Here is a 16938-nt window from a genome sequence, read left to right as displayed (position 1 = left end):
GCGCCCTCACTCGGCGCGCAGGAACCCCAGCGTGTTGCTGCCCGGCCTGGTCCAGATGAGGCCAGGCTCGAGGAAAATGGGGTGGATGGAGTCGATCCCTCCGATCCTACCCGGCCCGATCTCGCGCACCACGGGCGCGGCGAAGCTGGTGCCGCCGCCGGTCTGGCGCAGGATGGAGATGCGCGCGTCGCAGTCGAGGGTCGCCGCGCTGCACGTGGCCACAGCGATGTCGAGCATGCCCGCGCCGGCCGTATTGAAGTCGTCCACGACCAGCCCGTGGACCAGCTTGAATCCCTGCGACACCCCGCTGTCCCGCGAGACCGGAGCGAGGAAACCGTTGGCAGCGCCGCGCAGGATGCTCACGTCCGGGCAGCTGCCGTCGATGCCCGAGAAGCACGGCCAGCTGAGCGGATTGGCTTTGCGCGGCAGGTTCGCGGTCACGATGTCGTCGAAGCCATCACCGTTCATGTCCGCGGCCACGACCTTCACAGGGTGGCCCATGCGCAGCCCGTCGAACGGCGCCACCTTGTAGGAGGCGGCGGCCAGGAAGGAGCCCGTTCCGGTGCCGCGCCGCACGGTGACGTAGCCCTCCTTGCCAGGGGTGAGGCCGTCCGCCTCATGCTGGTTGGCAGTCACCACGTCGAGGTGACCGTCGCCGTTGAAATCGCCGAGGGCGACGTCGTGGATGTAGGTCGTCCCCATGCCATAGGCGAGCGGCGCGCCGAGGTTGCCGCTGGCATCGCTGAGCCGGCGAACGATCCTGTCGTTGCATACCTCGACCACGACCACGTCATCGCGGCCGTCGTGGTTGAGGTCGCCGATGGCGACAGGCCCCGGACAGGCGGCGGCGTAATCCACGCGCGGCAAATTGCTGGCGAACTGGATGCCGTGGAAGACGGCGAGCCCGCCGGCGTGAGATACGATGAACCGATCGGGAGCGTTGCTGATGGCGATGTCCCGCCCCTCGGCGGGCAGCGCGTTGGACGAGGTATAATCGGAGACCAGCTTGCCCGCGTCATCGCCCGCCCGCTGCATGAGCGCGTCGTCGCACACGTAGGCCACGTCCTCGGCCACCTCGTCGAAGTAGGCGGCTTGCAGGGCGCCGGGCTCGGCGCAGAACGATGACCAGGTGGTGGTTACGCCGCAGCCCGCCTGGGTCAGCGCGCATCCGGCCACGTTGGCGATGCCCTCCGCGGAGATGCCGTGGGCGGCGATGCCCTCGGCCTCCTCCACCTCGTCGGCGAGCTGACACGCGCCAGCCCCGAGCGCCAGACCCGCGGTCACGGCCACCGAGAGCGCGCCGCGCAGCGAATTGCCGGTTCTCGATTTGTTGGTTCCCTCGATTGTCGTCGTGTTGGTCATACCGCGCAGCATCCGCAGCTTCCGTGCCAGCGCGAGACATGCTCGCAGCGCGTCCTCCCCGAGCGCGTCGGCGGCTGCTGTCACGCGGGCATTACGCCCAGATGTTACCGCTGCATCTCAGTGTCACGACCGCGTGACGCGGGCGCTCCCCTGCGCGAGGTCGTGCACAGCGGTGGACATCGGGGATCACGCGTCCGGTCGCCGGCCGTCGCCGATGTAGAGCGGGTCGTCGTCGGGCCGAAGCTCGATCGGCCGCGGCGACGCGCGATGGCCGTCCCGCGCGTCGTTCGCGTCGAGCGGCCTCGAGACGGCGGCGGCGCCCGCGACGAGCACGGGCTGCCCCACCTCGATGACCGTCTCCCGGTAGCGAACCGCGCCGTGAAAGCCGGCGAAGAACGACGCGCGCTCGTGCCCGTAGCGCTCGCGAAAGGCGTCGACGTGGCCGGCGGCGTCCGGGGGCGGTTCGGCGTCCGCGAGGTCGAAGCGCACGTGGCCGCTCGGTCGGACGAGCGCCTGGCCCGTGCCGTCGTCGAGGGCGAAGTCGGGGGCCCACTCGGCGTCGTCGTCGACGACCCAGACGAAGCCCAGGTTGTTGCGGCCGAAGCCGCCCTTGCGCTCCTGCCGCCAGCGCACGACCCGGAAGGCGACGCACGGGCGCCCGCTGAAGGGCGCGACGAGCGGCTCGCCGACGGGCACCGCTCGGCCCCTCGCGGCGGTGAAGCGGGCTGGCCGCAGCTTCGCGATCGCGTCGACGCACGCCCGGCGCAGCCGCTGTCGCTCGGCGCGCCGCAGCGCCCATCGCAGCCCGGCCCCGCCGAGGCCGAGCGTCAGCGCGACCCCCAGCGCGGAGAGGAGCAGGGCTTCCACGAGGGCATGATCGCTCGGATGGCCTCGCCCGGCCAGGGCCACGCCCGTTCGTTCGAGGCGCGCCGACGGGAGCCGCGCCAGGATATAGTCGCCGCCCATGCTCGATCGCCAACAGGTGTTGCTCCAGACGCGGGCTCAGCTGCACCCGGAGCGCATCGCCCGGCGGGAGGACGCGCTCGCGCGAGCGCGCGCGCTGATCGAGGGCTCCCTCGGCAAGCTCGACGAGGCCGGCCTCCGGCGGTTGCTCCAGCTCTTCAACGCCGACCACGTCGACGGCCGCGACGTGAACAACCGCTTCGCCACCGGCCTGATCGGCAACAACGCGAACCTGCTGGCCGCCGCGCTCGACGGCGTCAACGCGGCGGTGCCTTCTTTATGGCGAGCCGACGACGCCTGGCTCGCCGAGCACCTGGCCGAGCTCCGCCGCGGGCGCAGCCTGCCGGGCGGCGGCTGGCTGTTCCCGTCGATGATCTTGCACACCCGCGATCCCATGCGCTTCCCGCCGGCGACCACGACGATGGCGCGGGGGCTCGCCGCGATCGACGGCGGCCCGCCCATCGCGCTCGGCAGGCCGACCGGGTACCTCGACTACAGCGCACGCGTCCGCAAGCTCCTCGCGGAGCACACGATCTCGCCCCACGGCGCCGACGTGCTGCTCTGGCAAGGGGCCCAGCTCGCCGGAGAAACCGCGGACTCGGACGCGGGCGAGCTCGAAGAAGCCCCGCCCGCGCCCCCCGCGCCGGAGCCCGCGCCCCCCGCGCCGGAGCCCGCGCGGCCGACTGCCCGACGCGACGCGACGACCGTCGCCCTGGCCCCTCGGGGTCCCGACGCCTCGGCCAAGCTGTCGCGCTCGACCCGCCCTCCCGAGGAGGACGCGAGCGCCCCGCGGCCGGCGCCGTCCACGCCCGCGAGGCCCGCCTCGCTCGGCTGGCTGCACCTCACCGATCTCCACCAGGGCATGGGCGGCACGAGCTGGCTGTGGCCGAACGTCATGACCGCGCTGTTCGACGACCTCGCGCGCCTGCACGACGTGTGCGGCCCGTGGGACCTCGTGCTGTTCACCGGGGACCTGACCCAGTGCGGCACCCGCGACGAGTTCCAGAAGCTCGACGCTACCCTCGACAGGCTGTGGCGGCGCTTCGACCAGCTCGGCTCGCAGCCGCGGCTGATCACCGTGCCCGGCAACCACGACCTGAACCGCCCCAGGGACCTCGACCCGTACGTGCTCGCCCTCTCGCAGTGGCACGCCAATTCGCGCCTGCGCGACCAGGTGTTCGACGCGCAGGACTCCCTCGGCTACCGCGAGCGCCTCGCGCAGATCTTCAGGCCCTACACCGACTGGGTCGATTCCTGCCGGTGGCACGTCCGCGACCGCCGGAGGCTCGGCCTCCTGCCGGGCGACAGCGCGTACTCGCTGTCGCTCCACGGCCTCGAGCTCGGCGTCATCGGCCTCAACTCGGCCTTCCTGCAGCTCACCGGCGCCGACTACCAGGAGCGCCTCGCCGTGGACCCGCGCCAGCTCCACGCCGTCTGCGACGAGTACGCCCCCGAGTGGTTGCAGCGCCACCACATCAACCTGCTGCTCACCCACCACCCGCCCGAGTGGCTCCACCCGCAGGCACGCCAGGATTTCCGCCAGGAGGTCGACCCGGCCGGTCGCTTCGCCGCCCACTTCTTCGGCCACATGCACGAGGGCACCGCCACCTCCACCGCCCACGGCGGCGGCCACGCGCGCCACGCCCTGCAGGGCGCCTCCCTCTTCGGTCTCGAGGAGCACGACGGCCCCGGCGGCCGCGCCGTGACCCGCCTCCACGGCTTCAGCGCCGGCCGCTTCGAGCTCCTCCCCGGCGCCGCGCAGGCCCGCGTGCGCGTCTTCCCCCGGCGCATGTTCACGAGCGCAGGCGGGCGGCGGATCGACCGTGACGTCTCCGCCTACCACCTCGATGAGCGCGGCTCGTTCGCCTACGAGGTCCCGACCGCCCGCCGCGCATGACGCCCTTCACGCTGTTGCCGCCGGGCAAGGGCGGCAACCGCGGGGACCAGGAGGGCAAGAGGATCTCGGGCGAGGACGGCATCGACGCCGCGCTTCCAAACGACACTCGCCAGCTCTGTACAAATGAGCTGGTCGAGCGTCGAACCATGTTCATGCTTCCCGAGCGGCGAGAGGTTACTCGGGCGCAGGCAGATGTGGGGGCTTATCGCGCACCGAAGGTCCGCGACCCCTGCGGCGCCTCACGACGTCTCCCCCGGCGCCACGCGACCAGGCCAAGGCCGAACAGCGCGGCGAATGGCCAGCGCTCCGACGAAGCACGAATGAGACTGCAGGAGCAACCCGAGCTGCCCTGGTCCGTGGTGCCATCATCCGCGCCCCCCGAGCCACCGGAGCCGCCCTCGGACGCGCCGCCGGTGGATCCGTTGCTCGTCGCTCCGCCGCCAGTCGCTCCGCTGCCTGTCGCTCCGCTGCTTGTCGCTCCGCTGCCTGTCGCTCCGCTGCCTGTCGCTCCGACGGTTTCCGAAGGCGAGACGCTATCGCACAGCTTGCCAGTTCCAGGAGGGGGCGAGCACTCGCCGTCGTCTGGGATGTTTTCACCCGCCGTCCCGGTGAGGCGGAAGTAGATGCCGTACCTATCTTCGTATCGCTGATAGTGCGGAGTGAACTTCAACGTGTTATTGGAGTCCGTGTTCCGCAGCGTGAACTCCACCGTACCCGGGGTTTGAACCAGGTTGTTCTCGATGTCGGCGATCCACTCGTTGATCGTGATACCGTTGTTGATGCCGATGGTGTCTTTGATGACGACACCAGGGGGGATAGTAGCCTTCGCGGATGCCCACTGGGGCTCCGACAGCATCCTCTCCGTCCCGAGACCGGCGCTCAAGACGACCGGTCCGTAGACGAACGCCACCGCATTGGGGTTGTCGGGGAGCCTCGACACCTTCACCTCCATCGGCAGCGTGAGCTCCACCTTGTCGCCGGGCTTCCAGGCGCGACTTACCGCAAGATAGCCGTTCGCCTCCGTTGCGTCGCACGCCTGACCGTTGACCGTGATCGTCACGGGCTGACACCGAGCAACCCAGGAGGGCTTTCTGAAGTTGATCGTGACCGCATCGTCCGGGGCAGCGGCGATCTCGAAAACCGCCTTGTCGGAAACAGGGAAATTGGAGGTCTGTTTCAACGACAGCCCCCGCGCGGACCAATTCAACGTCGAGCTGAGGAACATGTTGACGTACAGATCCGTGTCGTCATGGAAGTACAAGCTGTCATTGAGCTTGGTATAGTTCTCCATGCCGGTTCCGTTGCAACACCAGAAAGTGTCCTCCGGTTTGCCGAACAGCTTGAAGTACCCTGTCCCCATCGGCTTGAAGTAGGTCGTCATTCCGTTCGTCGGATTGACGGCAGACATGATCTCGTTGATATGGGTCTGCTCGTAGTAGTCGGCATACTTGACGTCCCCCGTGGCCTTGAAGAGCCCCCTCGCCAGCTTCAGCATGTTGTACGAGTTGCACGTCTCGTTGTTCACGTTGTCCCTTTGCGCGTCCAGCTGCCTGGGTTCGTGAAAATGCTCGAGCTGGCTATTCCCACCGGTGACATACGTGTGATCCCTCAACACGATGGTCCAGAATTTTTCTGCCGCGGTGTAGTAGAAGTTCTCCGTTTGGCCCAGCGTCCGGTAGCGGTTCAGGGCGCCGATGAACTTGGGGATTTGCGTATTGGCGTGCTTGCCTGGCAGGACGTTGTTGCCTTGAGAAATCGGAGTGAAGAGCGTGTCCTCGTCGAAAACGTGGGCTGCCGCCAGGTGGTTGGCCTTGTTCGTCAGCCTGTACAGATCGTACAGGCAGTCGTTCATGCCGCCGTACTCAACGCCCAGGACCTTCTTTCGAAGGTCCGCATTCCAGGTTGAGCTGCGATTGTAGGCCCAGTCCCCCAACCTGCTCGCGATCTCGAGGGCCGTCGCATTTCCCTCGAACTCGTAGACGTCGATGAGGCCCGCGATGATCTTGTGCATCGTGTACCACGGCGCCCAGCTGGAGCCGCTGGCCTTCCCCTCGATGACGTCGAAATGCGTCTCCGGCGACGCGAACAGGTACCCTTTTGGACTCGCGTCTTGGAATGATTTCAACTGGCCGATCGTGTAGTCGATCTTCTGCGCGATGGCGGCGCTCTGCCCCGCGTCGGAGCCACTGAGTTGTTTGTACGCTCGCGCCATGGCGGACAGATAGTGGCCTATCGTGTGCCCGCGCAGAAGGCTCCAGCCGCCCTCCCACCCGCCGTAGAGATTGAGGCCCGTCGCATTCCCAGGGTCCTTTCCTTGCGACACCGCCTTGAAGCCCGCCAGGAGCCGGTTGGGGTCGAGGCTCATGATGTACGCGATCTCTTTCGAAGAGATGTTCTGGTAGTACGCGTCGGTCACGCTCACCTCGTCCAGCGCGAACTCCTGCAGCTTCTCGACGGGGTCCGCGGCGGACGCCGCCCCTGGAGCGAGGGCTCCAAGCAGAAGCGAAACAGTCAACGCGGCGGCGCCCGAGAGCGAGCGCCGGGTCTGCAGGATTCTCTTACTCATGACAGTTCCCTTCAGATCTCGAATGCGTTGTATCTAGGAGATTCGAGACGAGACTACGCCGCGCCAAACAGCGACGAGGCCTCCTCTCTATTCGCTTGTCGACCGTCGCACCATCGCGCTCAAGCACTGCCCAGACCGCTCTTCGAGGTTGGTAAATTGACCATGTGATCGATGCCGATGGGCTGCATGCTGACGAGGAACGCCGCGCCGCGGGCGAAGGACATGCCCGCGAGCGTCACCAGGAGCGGGGGCAGAGAAAACCGATGGATCAGGTGCCCCGTCATCGCGCCGAACGAGACAGACACCGCGAGGCGTTGTGACCCGGCCACGTGGCCAGCACCGCCGCATCTTTGAGGGGATCATCTCCGGTGAACAGCAATCGATATTTCACGACAGCCGCCGAACGAGCGCGGTATGCCGTGTTCTCTGGTGGAGCCCCCTCGGCCCGATGCCCATCCCCATCGTTCAGCGACCGCTGCCGCGACGACCGAGCGAACGGAGCTGGTGCAAAAAAATCGATCAGATGACGAAGGCCTCGGTACGCGTGGCGACCCGAGCAATGCGCAGCGACAAGGACACCCGTGGACGGCAATGTGAACGTTAACATTACCGCTGTCAATTCCAATCGACAGGTTTGTAAGTATCTCGATCCCGCGGGATCACGGGGCTGGCGGGCTCCTCCGCAGCGCCGCGGCAGGAGGGGCGGGCGCCTTGCCGCGATCGTCGCCGGACCGGCGACGAACTGGAAGCCCATCAGCCCATCGGCGGCTGGCGCGCGTCGCGACGCGTCGCGTCGCGACCGCATCGCCGGCGTGAGATCGCGCCGCCGCGCGCCGGTGATGGCGCCGCTGCAGCGCCTGCATGACCGCAGTCCGATGCCCGCCATATTGACGCGTCGCGCCGAATTAACGCGGCGCGCTCGGAGGAGACCTGTCTGCCATCGGGGCGCGAGGACGCGCCGTTCCGAATTGACATTCGATTTGTTAACGTTAACATTTCGCTCCGAGGCGCCGCTTCAGCGCGGTTCGGGACCAGGGTCGTCATGCTGGGGCACGAGCAGCGGGAGGCCCGACGGAGCCCGTTTTTTACGTTTTCCTATCAGCGGGGAGCGGGTGGAGGCGTTCATCGTTCGCTTCGCTTCGCCGCCCACTTCTTCGGCCACATGCACGAGGGCACCGCCACCTCCACCGCCCACGGCGGCGGCCACGCGCGCCACGCCCTGCAGGGCGCCTCCCTCTTCGGTCTCGAGGAGCACGACGGCCCCGGCGGCGCCGTGACCCGCCTCCACGGCTTCAGCGCCGGCCGCTTCGAGCTCCTCCCCGGCGCCGCGCAGGCCCGCGTGCGCGTCTGTCCCCGGCGCATGCTCACGAGCGCAGGCGGCCGCAGGATCGACCGTGACGTCTCCGCCTACCACCTCGATGAGCGCGGCTCGTTCGCCTACGAGGTCCCGACCGCCCGCCGCGCATGACGCCTCGCTCGCGGCGGGGTCAGCCGCCTCATGCGCCGATAAAGGCGGCCAGCTCGTCAGGCTTTCCCATGGGAAAGGCTTCCTTCAAGTGGTCGAGGAAGGCGGAGACACGAGCGCTCAGCAGCCTCCGGGACGGATAGAGCGTCCACAGGACGATGTCTGGGCCGTCCACATCGCCCCAATGCACAAGAGCTCCAGCGGCCAGATCATGACTTACGAGTGAAATGGGGAGGCGTCCGGCGCCGACGCCCGCTCGGACAGCATCGCGGACCATGATGAGCGACGACAGGCGCAGGACTGGATCGACCACGATGCGTGATCTTCCAGCTGGCGCCATGACGTCCCAGGCTGCGGTCCGGTCGCCTGCCCCCCGCACGACAGCCGGAACAGCGAGGCTGTCCGCCGGTCGAGCGAGGCCCGGGCTCGCGACGACGACCAGCCGATCGCGCATCAAGATCCGTCCGACGAGGCTCTCATCCGGATCCGGATTGACCCGGATCACCAGGTCATAACCTTCCTCGACCATGTCGACTTTCCGATCTTCCGTCGTGACCTCGAGCCGGACCTCCGGATGTTTCAGCGCGAACCCGGCCGCGATCTTGCCCATCGCGATCTGCGAGAAGAGCAGAGGCGCGCTGATTCGCAGCTTGCCTCGCGGCCGGCCCCCGCCCGAGGCGATCGCCGCCGCGGTCTCGTCGAGCTCGGTGAGCAACGCTCCCGTTCGCTCGAAGAGCGCCCGTCCCTCCTCGGTGAGCTTCAGTGTGCGCCCCCCGCGCTCGAAGAGCCGCAGGTCGAGGGCGGCCTCCAGCTCCGCGACCCGGCGGGACAGGGTCGCTTTCGGGCGCCCCGCGGCGCGCGCGGCTCGTCCGAAGCCCCCGTGCCGGGCGACGAGGCTGAAATCAGCGAGAGCGAGCAAATCCATGCGTTCCACCAGCGAGACGGTCTGTCCCAAGGTAACGTCTATCGGCATGGCTGTGAACCACTAATTTGCAGGGTGTCTTTCGACCCAAACCGGAGCGACCCCCATGACCATCCTCGTTACCGGCGCGACCGGCACAGTCGGCCGCCACGTCGTCGAACAGCTCGCGAAGCGCGGCGCCGGCGTGCGCGCGCTCGTCCGCGATCCCGCCAAGGCCAACTTCCCGGCGGGCGTCGCCGTCGCGCAGGGCGACCTGCTCGACGTCGACGCGCTGCGGAACGCTTTCTCGGGCGTCTCCACGCTCTTCCTGCTCAACGCCGTGGTGCCTGACGAATTCACCCAGGCCCTGATCGCGCTCAACCTCGCCCGCGAGGCCGGCGTCGAGCGGATCGTCTACCTGTCGGTGATCCACAGCGACCGCTACGTGAACGTGCCGCACTTCGCGGGCAAGTTCGCCGTCGAGCGCATGATCGAGCAGATGGGCCTCCGCGCCACCATCCTGCGCCCCGCGTACTTCATGAACAACGATGTCACGGTCAAGGACGTGGTGACCGGAGTCGGTGTCTACCCGATGCCGATCGGCGGCAAGGGGCTCGCCATGATCGACGCGCGCGACATCGGCGAGATCGCGGCCATCGAGCTGCTCCGCCGCGAGCGGGCCGCCGCCCCGCTTCCCCTCGACCGGATCAATCTCGTCGGGCCCGACACGCTGACCGGCGCGGATGTCGCGGCCATCTGGACGGAGGTCCTGGGGCGCCCGATCGCCTATCCTGGCGATGACACCGCCGGGTTCGAGCAGAGCCTCCGGCGGTTCATGCCGAGCTGGATGGCCTTCGACATGCGCCTGATGAGCGAGCGCTTCCTCAGCGAGGGCATGCTCCCCGAGGCCGGCGACGTGGCGCGTCTCACCACGCTCCTGGGGCGCCCCCTGCGCTCCTACCGCGACTTCGCCGCCGAGATCGCGACCTCGGGCTGACGGCCGAGCGAACCTCGACACGCACGACAAGGAACATCCTCATGATCTATTCGACCGCCACCGTCCCCGTGAACCCCGAAGGCGAGACCGCGCTGACCCGCGCGCAGGCATGGGAGGGCCTGGTCCTCAAGGCCCGCGACGCCCGCCTGTTCCTCCCGCCCGGCCTCTGCACCCGTTGCGACGTCGTCGAGGAGAGCGCTTCTCACATCGTGCGAGAGGCCACGATCGCGGGCGAAGACCTGCGCGAGATCATCACGTTCGAGCCGCAGAGCAAGGTCACCTTCTTCCAGGCCACCGGTCCCCGCGAGGGCGCGATCATCAACGAGCTGTTCGAGGACGCCGACGGCGCGCTCCAGCTCCGCTTCTACTGCTACCTCGGCCTGCGCGGCAAAGCGCCGAACGGCCCCGAGGAGCAGGCCGAGCAGGCGTGGATGAACGGCGACAAGGGCTACAAGAGCGCCTTGCTGTCGACGCTGAAGCGCACCCGCGAGCTGCTCGCGGAGGGCCGGCTCTGATCACCACGAGGGGCATGAACGACGGGACCGCCTCTCAGGAGGCGTCCCGCTCTCCGAGGTAGCTACCATGCAAACAACCTGATTTTCCCGCTCCTCTTGCGCAAGGTGTACGCCGACAAGGACCGGCAGGAGGCTATCGTCAGAGACAGCGGGCTCGACTGGGTTCTCGTTCGCCCCTCCGTCCTCAACGACAAGCAAGGCCGCAACACGATCCGCGCGCTCACGGATCTCTCGAGCTTCCACGGCGGAACGATATCGCGAGGAGACGTCGCGAGCTTCGTCTTGGACCAGGTGCGCGACGACACCTGGGTGCATCGTTCCCCGTTGATCACCTGGTGAGAGCAACTCAGCGCGTTCAGACCTGTGGTTCGGCGCTCGGCGTCGTGCGTCGGCCTCCTGTGCGGCCCGCCGGCCCTCCTGGACGAGCCCCGGCCGCGGCGTCGTCTCGCGCGCCCTTTGCGGTCGCTGCGCAGCTCTATCTCCCGGGCGCGGCGCCGAAGCGCGTCGCCGCGAGGTAGTCGCACCAGCGCTCGACGCTCGTCCGGATCGGCGGCATCGCCAGCCCGATCGCGCGGGCGTGGGCGTCTGCCGCGCGGGTGTCATAGGCATCCTCGGCGAGGAACGACAGGCTCTCTCGCGGCACGCCGGTGAGCGCCTCCGGCAGCAGGCGTACCAGGCCGACGGGCAGCACCCACCTCGGGGGGCGGCGCTCCAGGTGGGCGGCGATGCCGCGGACCAGCGCGGGCAGCCGCGGCGTCGCCTGATCGAGGACGCAGAGGTCCTGTTCCGCGGTCTCGGGGCGCTCGGGCACGCTCGCCAGGAAGCGCGCCAGGTAGTCGACGGTCACCAGCGGCAGGAAGGTGCGCTCGCTGCCGACCAGGGCCGGCAAGCGGCCCTGCCAGAGCCGCTCGACCGTCTCGCCGAGGCCGGTGAGCTGCGTCGTCTCGCCGCTGCGCGAGTCGCCGATGACGCTGCTCGGATGCACGGCCGTCCAGCGCAGCCCGCGCTCGGCCGCGAAGCGGCGCACGGCGAGATACGACTCGTGCTTCGACGCCTCGTAGGCGCCGAGCCGGCGGTAGAGCCGGCCCCGCGCGCGCTCGGTCAGCGCGCTCTCCGCGCCCGGCCGGGTGCTCGCGTGCAGCATGCGGTAGCCGCCGAGATAGACGAAGCGCCGCAGGCGGGGCCGCGAGAGCGCCCACCCGGCCGCGTGCAGCGAGCCCTCGACATTGCAGCGCCGCGCCTCCTGCGCGCCGAGCCCGAAGGCGAAGCGCGCCGCCAGGTGATAGACATCGCGCACGTGCTCGAAGCGGTCCGAAAGGCCGAGCGACGCCTCTTCCACATCGCCCTCGACCACCAGGAGCCGCCGCGAATCGCCGCCGTGCGCGTCGACGAACGCGGCGAGCGCCGCGGCCCGCTGCCGCGCGCGGCGCACCGGCGCCGCCACGACCTTCGTCCGGGTCAGCTCGGCCAGCAGCCAGCGCCCGATGAACCCCGTACCCCCCGTCACCAGAACCTCGACGTCGCTCACGTTCATAGGCCGCCCAGCATGCGTCGCTGGACCCATGATGAAAATTGGATGTATCTCATACCAGGCATGAGCGAGATCGATGTCCGCAGCATCAACCTGAACCTCCTTCCCGCCCTCGAGGCGCTGCTCATCGAGGGCAGCGTCAGCGCTGCGGCGCGCCGCGCCCACGTCAGCCAGTCGGCGATGAGCCACTCCCTGGCGCGCCTGCGCGAGCTCTTCGGCGATCCCCTGCTCACCCCCCTCGGCCGCGGCCTCGCCCCCACGCCGCGCGCCCTCCAGCTCCGGGCGGCCCTGCCCGCCGCCTTCGAGCATCTCCGCCGCGCCCTCGCTTCCCCCGAGCCCTTCGATCCGCGCACCTCGACGCGCACCTTCCGTATCGCCACCATCGACCACTTCGAGCTCACGACCCTCCCCGATGTGCTCGCCCACCTGGGCAAACACGCCCCCTTCGTGCGCCTGGAGATCGAGCGCTTCTCCCCCGACGCCGTCCCCGCGCTGGTCCTCGGCGACGTCGATCTGGCCCTGATCGGCGCCTCCCAGCCCGTGCCCGCCGCTGGCCTCCGCCGCGCGCCGCTCTACGAGGAGCCGTTCGCCGTCGTGGTCCGCAAGGGCCACCCGGCGATCGCGCGCCGCCTCGACCTCGAGACCTACGTCTCCGTCGGCCACGTCCTCGTCAGCGTCGAGGGCCGCCGCGACGGCGCCGTCGACCGCGCCCTGGCCCGCCTCGGCGAGAGCAGGCGCGTGGCCCTGCGCGTGCCTCACTTCATGGCCGCGCCCCTCGCCGTTCGCAGCTCCGATCTCATCTGCACGATCGCGAGCAGCGTCGCCCAGCGCGCCCGCGAGCTGTTCGGACTGCGGGTCTTCGCGCCCCCCTTCGAGCTGCCCGCCGCGCAGGTCGTGGCCCTGTGGTCGCAGCGCCACGACGACGACCCGGCGCAGCGCTGGTTCCGGGACCTCTTCTTCTCGGGCCGTGCCCTCTCGCCGCACCTGCGGGCCCTGGTCCGCCGGGGCGCGGGGGAGTCCGGCTGACGGTCGGGCGCTACCTGCCCGGCGGCACGGAGGACGGTCGCGACGGCGAGCCCACCCCGACGCCGAACCCCAGCAACTACGGACGGCGAGGACGCGGGGACGGGGCCGACGTGGGCTGCACGGAAGGAAGCTACGGGAGCTACGGCGCGCGAGGCACCGTCGGCGCCCCCGGCCAGGTTATCGGGCGCATCGGCGAAGCCGGCTGGGAAACGGACCGGGGCGGCGACGGCGGCTGGGGCACGCCGGGCCAGCGCGGCGGCGGAGGCGGCGAGGGGGGCGAGAAGCCGGTCACGACGGGCAGGGACGTTCGCGCGTGCCACGGGCGGCGAGATTGCGCTCCAGCGTGTCCTTCGCCGGGACCTTCAGGCGGGCGACGCGCAGCCGCCGAAGCGTGGGCTACGGTTGCAGCGCACCATTTTTTGCGGCAAGAGGAGGCCGGGAGATTTTTCCTCCCAAGAAACGAAGACACACGAGAACATGCAAATTCCGAGCAACCTCACGTCGCTGGTCGACGAAGGGCTCATCGACGAGGTTGTGCGGCCGCTGATGAGCGGAAAGGAAGCGGTGGTCTTCCTCGTCCGGTCGGGCGGCGAGCTGCGCGTCGCGAAGGTCTACAAAGAAGCGCAGAACCGCAGCTTCAAGAACCGCGCGGCGTACACCGAGGGCCGCAAGGTGCGCAACAGCCGCGACCAGCGCGCGATGGACAAACGGTCGCGCCACGGCCGGGCTCAGGACGAAGCCGCCTGGCGCTCGACCGAGGTCGACATGATCTACCGCCTGCGCTATGCAGGCGTCCGCGTGCCGACGCCGTACCACGCGATCGACGGCGTGCTCCTGATGGAGTTGGTCACCGACGCCGACGGCAGCCCCGCGCCTCGCCTCGCCGAGACGAGCCTCGACCGAGAGCAGGCCACGTGGGTCTATCATCGCCTGATCGGCGAGGTCATGCGGATGTTGTGCGCCGGCGTCGTGCACGGCGATCTGTCGGACTTCAACGTGCTCATGAGCGCCGACGGGCCAGTGATCATCGACTTCCCCCAGTCGGTGGACGCCGCGAAGAACCAGAACGCCAAGCAGCTCCTGCTCCGTGACGTCGACAACCTCCATCGCTTCCTCACGCGCTTCGTGCCCGAGCAACGGCGAGCCGCGTATGGTGAGGAGATGTGGGAGCTCTACGCCAGCGGCGCGCTTACCCCTGAGACCCGATTGACCGGCCGCCATCGGGTCTCCGAGCGAAGGGTGGATACCCGCGCCGTGCTCGACCTCATCGGCGACGCGAACTACGACGAGCGCAAGCGCCGCGAGCGTCAGGGCCTCAGCATGCGGGGAGCGCCGAAGACCACCCCATCGCCCGCGCCCGCGCCCGCCCCCGAGGCGCCCACGACCGAGGGGCGAACGACCGATCCGCGGGACCGACCGCGGCGGGCGGAGAGGCCGGCTGCGCATGCCGGGAATGGGGGCGGGCCAAGGCCGCGGCAGCACGGACCAGGGCGAGGGCCGCAAAACGCCGGGCCTGATCAGAGGCCGCAGCACGCGGGCAACGCGCCTGCCCAAAGGCCACCGCAGCACCCATCAGGACAACCGCCGGTGCAGTACGAGGCGAGGCAGCGACCACAGCGGCATCGGCCAGACCATCGACCGGCCCAGCATGCGACGGCGCAAAGGCCCGCGCAGCACGAGGCGCCGCACAGGCCGCAGCAGCACGAGGCGCCGCGCAGGCCGCAGCAGCACGAGGCGCCGCACAGGCCTCAACAGCACCAGGCGATGCAAGGGCCGCCGCAGCAAGGGGAGGCTCAGGCGGCGTCGCGGCCACGCCGCCGTGTCGTCATCTCGGTGAGCACCAGCGATCGGCGTTCGGGCACGCGCCGGAACCCCTGATAGGCCCCGCGTGGGGTCGCACGCGGCGGGTCCGCGCGTCACCGCGTCTCAGCGTGCTGGACGCGCACGGCGGTGAGGTGATCGCGGAGCTGGGGATAGGCGGAGCGGCAGCTCGCCGGCCCTCCTGTGCAGTCCGTCGACCCTCCTGCGAGCTCGGCGAACGCTTTCGGGCCGACCCCGACCGCGTCGCGGAACACGCGGCGGCGGTGGCGCTCGCTCACGCCGAGATCGTCGCCGATGGCATTCACGTGGCTCGACTCAAAGAGCGCTTCGAGCCCACGCGGCCGAGGTGCGTGTCGCCGAACGCCGTCCCGTACTTGAGCCCATAGCCCAGCATCCGATCGAAGCCGATGTGCCCGACCCAGATCGCCGCGCCGAGCAGCAGCGCCGGCGAGCCGAGCGCGACCGACGCGACCGCGAGCAGCGCCGGGGCCAGATGGCTGTGCCCCGCGTTGTAGACCGCCGCGCCCACGCGCGGGCCCGCGAGGTAGCCGAGCAGCGACAGGTCGGGCAGGAGGAACAGCGCCGCGAACCATCCCCAGCGCCCGCCCAGGTGCTCGTAGGCGAGCAGCGCTGCGCCGAGCACGAGCGCGCCCTCGAGGCGCAGGAGCGCGCGCGGCATGCCCTTGGCCCCGCCCGCCGAGATCTCGCAGATGGGCTGCGGCGCGGGGCGGCGGGTCGAGGGAGCAAGGTCGAGCGCAGGGAGCGTCGCGGCGGTGGTCATGGTCGTTCTCCTCGTCGTGCGCACCGGCGCGGGTGCCGGCGACGTGGAGAGCATGGTCGCTGCGGGTGCTCATGAACATTGTACAAATGCGTCCATCCGCTCATCATCTTTTGATGAGCCCAGCCGAGCCCTCGTGGGACCTCTACGGTGCCTTCCTCGCCGTCATGCGCACCGGCAGCCTCTCCGCCGCCGCGCGCGCCCTCGGCGTCGCGCAGCCCACCGTGCGCCGCCAGATCGAGCACCTCGAGGCGCAGCTCGGCGTCGTGCTCTTCACCCGCGCGCCGAACGGCCTGGTGCCGACCGAGCTCGCGCTCGCCACGCTGCCCTACGCCGAGTCCATCGCCGCGAGCGCGCGCGCCCTCGTGCGCGCCGTGTCGAGCCCCGCCGATGCCGACCGCGGCACCGTGCGCGTCACGTGCAGCGAGGTCGTCGGCGCCGAGGTGCTCCCCCCGATGCTCGCCGCGCTCCGCGTCGCTCATCCGCGCCTTCAGATCGAGCTCGTCGCCACGAATCGCACCGAGGATCTCCTGCGCCGCGACGCCGATGTCGCCGTGCGCATGGCGGAGCCGACGCAGGCCGGCCTGGTGAGGCGCTGCGCCGGGCGCGTCGAGCTCGGCCTCTTCGCCACCAAGGCGTACCTCGCCGCGCGCGCTGCCCCGACGTCGCTCGCGGGGCTCGTGCCGGACCACGCCCTCATCGGCGCCGACCGCTCGCGCGCCATCATCGACGGGCTCGCCGCCGCCGGGCTCGTCACCACGCCGCGCGATTATGCGTTCCGCAGCGACAGCGACGTCGCGAAGCTCGCCGCGGTGCGCGCCGGCCTCGGCATCGGGGTGTGCCAGCTCCCGCTCAGCCGGCGGCCGGTGCCGCTCGTGCGCGTGCTGCCCGCGCTCGCCTTCCACCTGGACGTCTGGGTCGTCATGCACGAGGATCTGCGCGCCGTGCGCCGCGTCCGCCTCGTCTTCGAGCACCTCGTCGCGCAGCTCGGTGCCTACGCGACCCAGGCAGGCGAACCACGGCCGGTGGCGGCGAAGGCCCGGCCGCCGGGCGCGCGGGGAAGGCCCAGCTCGGGCTGAGCGGCGAGGACCCGTTCATGACGACGGAGGTGGGGTC

14 protein-coding genes and 2 pseudogenes are annotated in these 16938 nt (G+C 69.9%); 8 read left to right on the top strand and 8 right to left on the bottom strand.

Annotation, left to right across the window (positions count from 1 at the left end; all coding sequences use genetic code 11):
* Nucleotides 1–6: 6 nt before the first annotated feature.
* Together WMF26_RS12955 and WMF26_RS12950 are read right to left on the bottom strand one after the other, a co-directional pair.
* On the bottom strand, nt 7–1362 hold the full coding sequence (locus WMF26_RS12955) for an FG-GAP repeat domain-containing protein (protein ID WP_438000573.1): 1356 nt from the start codon (nt 1360–1362) through the stop codon (nt 7–9).
* 186 nt (nt 1363–1548) lie between these two features.
* On the bottom strand, nt 1549–2328 hold the full coding sequence (locus WMF26_RS12950) for a hypothetical protein (protein ID WP_438000572.1): 780 nt from the start codon (nt 2326–2328) through the stop codon (nt 1549–1551).
* Here WMF26_RS12950 and WMF26_RS12945 point away from each other — a divergent pair.
* Nucleotides 2327–4222, top strand: a complete 1896-nt coding sequence (locus tag WMF26_RS12945) for a metallophosphoesterase family protein (RefSeq protein ID WP_438000571.1) — start codon at nt 2327–2329, stop codon at nt 4220–4222. The genes WMF26_RS12950 and WMF26_RS12945 overlap by 2 nt on opposite strands.
* A gap of 202 nt (nt 4223–4424) precedes the next feature.
* Here WMF26_RS12945 and WMF26_RS12940 read toward each other — a convergent pair whose 3' ends face one another.
* Together WMF26_RS12940 and WMF26_RS12935 are read right to left on the bottom strand one after the other, a co-directional pair.
* The gene (locus WMF26_RS12940) at nt 4425–6788 is read right to left on the bottom strand and encodes a beta-L-arabinofuranosidase domain-containing protein (RefSeq protein ID WP_438000570.1); all 2364 of its coding nucleotides are present in this window, start codon (nt 6786–6788) and stop codon (nt 4425–4427) included.
* 119 nt (nt 6789–6907) lie between these two features.
* Entirely contained in the window at nt 6908–7093 is a 186-nt protein-coding gene (locus WMF26_RS12935; RefSeq protein WP_437337390.1) for a hypothetical protein, read from the bottom strand.
* Between the two features lie 857 nt (nt 7094–7950).
* On the opposite strand from WMF26_RS12935, the gene WMF26_RS12930 reads away from it, so the two are divergent.
* Nucleotides 7951–8256 carry a hypothetical protein gene (locus WMF26_RS12930; protein ID WP_438000569.1) on the top strand — a complete coding sequence of 102 codons (306 nt, stop codon included), beginning with the start codon at nt 7951–7953 and terminating at the stop codon, nt 8254–8256.
* Between the two features lie 28 nt (nt 8257–8284).
* On the opposite strand, the gene WMF26_RS12925 is transcribed toward WMF26_RS12930, so the two are convergent.
* Nucleotides 8285–9178, bottom strand: a complete 894-nt coding sequence (locus tag WMF26_RS12925; protein ID WP_438002403.1) for a LysR family transcriptional regulator — start codon at nt 9176–9178, stop codon at nt 8285–8287.
* A 103-nt stretch (nt 9179–9281) separates the two neighbouring features.
* Here WMF26_RS12925 and WMF26_RS12920 point away from each other — a divergent pair, with 103 nt between their 5' ends.
* The 3 genes and pseudogenes from WMF26_RS12920 to WMF26_RS12910 all read left to right on the top strand — a co-directional run.
* Nucleotides 9282–10151 carry an NmrA/HSCARG family protein gene (locus WMF26_RS12920; protein ID WP_438000568.1) on the top strand — a complete coding sequence of 290 codons (870 nt, stop codon included), beginning with the start codon at nt 9282–9284 and terminating at the stop codon, nt 10149–10151.
* A 41-nt stretch (nt 10152–10192) separates the two neighbouring features.
* The gene (locus WMF26_RS12915; RefSeq protein WP_061628614.1) at nt 10193–10666 is read left to right on the top strand and encodes an SRPBCC family protein; all 474 of its coding nucleotides are present in this window, start codon (nt 10193–10195) and stop codon (nt 10664–10666) included.
* Between the two features lie 72 nt (nt 10667–10738).
* Nucleotides 10739–11005, top strand: a pseudogene (locus WMF26_RS12910) (NAD(P)-dependent oxidoreductase); the annotation flags it as partial.
* Between the two features lie 136 nt (nt 11006–11141).
* Here WMF26_RS12910 and WMF26_RS12905 read toward each other — a convergent pair.
* A complete protein-coding gene (locus WMF26_RS12905) occupies nt 11142–12200 on the bottom strand; it encodes an SDR family oxidoreductase (protein WP_438000567.1) in 1059 nt (352 codons plus the stop codon).
* Nucleotides 12201–12242: 42 nt separating this feature from the next.
* On the opposite strand from WMF26_RS12905, the gene WMF26_RS12900 reads away from it, so the two are divergent.
* Both WMF26_RS12900 and WMF26_RS12895 read left to right on the top strand, forming a co-directional pair.
* Complete coding sequence (locus WMF26_RS12900) at nt 12243–13223, top strand: LysR family transcriptional regulator (protein WP_438000566.1); 981 nt, start codon at nt 12243–12245, stop codon at nt 13221–13223.
* 477 nt (nt 13224–13700) lie between these two features.
* Nucleotides 13701–14582, top strand: a pseudogene (locus tag WMF26_RS12895) (PA4780 family RIO1-like protein kinase); the annotation flags it as partial.
* 557 nt (nt 14583–15139) lie between these two features.
* On the opposite strand, the gene WMF26_RS12890 reads toward WMF26_RS12895, so the two are convergent.
* Both WMF26_RS12890 and WMF26_RS12885 read right to left on the bottom strand, forming a co-directional pair.
* Nucleotides 15140–15349: a hypothetical protein gene (locus WMF26_RS12890; RefSeq protein WP_438000565.1), complete on the bottom strand. Its 210-nt coding sequence runs from the start codon at nt 15347–15349 to the stop codon at nt 15140–15142.
* Nucleotides 15346–15825: a DUF4260 domain-containing protein gene (locus WMF26_RS12885; protein ID WP_438000564.1), complete on the bottom strand. Its 480-nt coding sequence runs from the start codon at nt 15823–15825 to the stop codon at nt 15346–15348. Before WMF26_RS12885 ends, WMF26_RS12890 begins: the two co-directional genes overlap by 4 nt.
* A gap of 113 nt (nt 15826–15938) precedes the next feature.
* Between WMF26_RS12885 and WMF26_RS12880 the strand changes: the two genes are divergently transcribed.
* Entirely contained in the window at nt 15939–16901 is a 963-nt protein-coding gene (locus WMF26_RS12880; RefSeq protein WP_438000563.1) for a LysR family transcriptional regulator, read from the top strand.
* The last annotated feature ends 37 nt before the right edge of the window (nt 16902–16938 follow it).

The sequence above is a fragment of the Sorangium sp. So ce185 genome, from assembly GCF_051526825.1.
Classification (GTDB): Bacteria; Myxococcota_A; Polyangia; order Polyangiales; family Polyangiaceae; genus Sorangium; species Sorangium cellulosum_D.
This window is presented reverse-complemented; position numbering and strand designations above follow the sequence as displayed.

Bases quoted from the DNA above. Each gene is read 5' to 3' on its own strand.
- WMF26_RS12900 (WP_438000566.1), top strand. From the start codon at position 12,243: ATGTATCTCATACCAGGCATGAGCGAGATCGATGTCCGCAGCATCAAC.
- WMF26_RS12925 (WP_438002403.1), bottom strand. From the start codon at position 9,178: ATGGATTTGCTCGCTCTCGCTGATTTCAGCCTCGTCGCCCGGCACGGG.
- WMF26_RS12955 (WP_438000573.1), bottom strand. From the start codon at position 1,362: ATGACCAACACGACGACAATCGAGGGAACCAACAAATCGAGAACCGGC.
- WMF26_RS12880 (WP_438000563.1), top strand. From the start codon at position 15,939: ATGAGCCCAGCCGAGCCCTCGTGGGACCTCTACGGTGCCTTCCTCGCC.
- WMF26_RS12885 (WP_438000564.1), bottom strand. From the start codon at position 15,825: ATGACCACCGCCGCGACGCTCCCTGCGCTCGACCTTGCTCCCTCGACC.
- WMF26_RS12945 (WP_438000571.1), top strand. From the start codon at position 2,327: ATGCTCGATCGCCAACAGGTGTTGCTCCAGACGCGGGCTCAGCTGCAC.
- WMF26_RS12920 (WP_438000568.1), top strand. From the start codon at position 9,282: ATGACCATCCTCGTTACCGGCGCGACCGGCACAGTCGGCCGCCACGTC.
- WMF26_RS12915 (WP_061628614.1), top strand. From the start codon at position 10,193: ATGATCTATTCGACCGCCACCGTCCCCGTGAACCCCGAAGGCGAGACC.
- WMF26_RS12930 (WP_438000569.1), top strand. From the start codon at position 7,951: ATGCACGAGGGCACCGCCACCTCCACCGCCCACGGCGGCGGCCACGCG.
- WMF26_RS12940 (WP_438000570.1), bottom strand. From the start codon at position 6,788: ATGAGTAAGAGAATCCTGCAGACCCGGCGCTCGCTCTCGGGCGCCGCC.
- WMF26_RS12905 (WP_438000567.1), bottom strand. From the start codon at position 12,200: ATGAACGTGAGCGACGTCGAGGTTCTGGTGACGGGGGGTACGGGGTTC.
- WMF26_RS12950 (WP_438000572.1), bottom strand. From the start codon at position 2,328: ATGGGCGGCGACTATATCCTGGCGCGGCTCCCGTCGGCGCGCCTCGAA.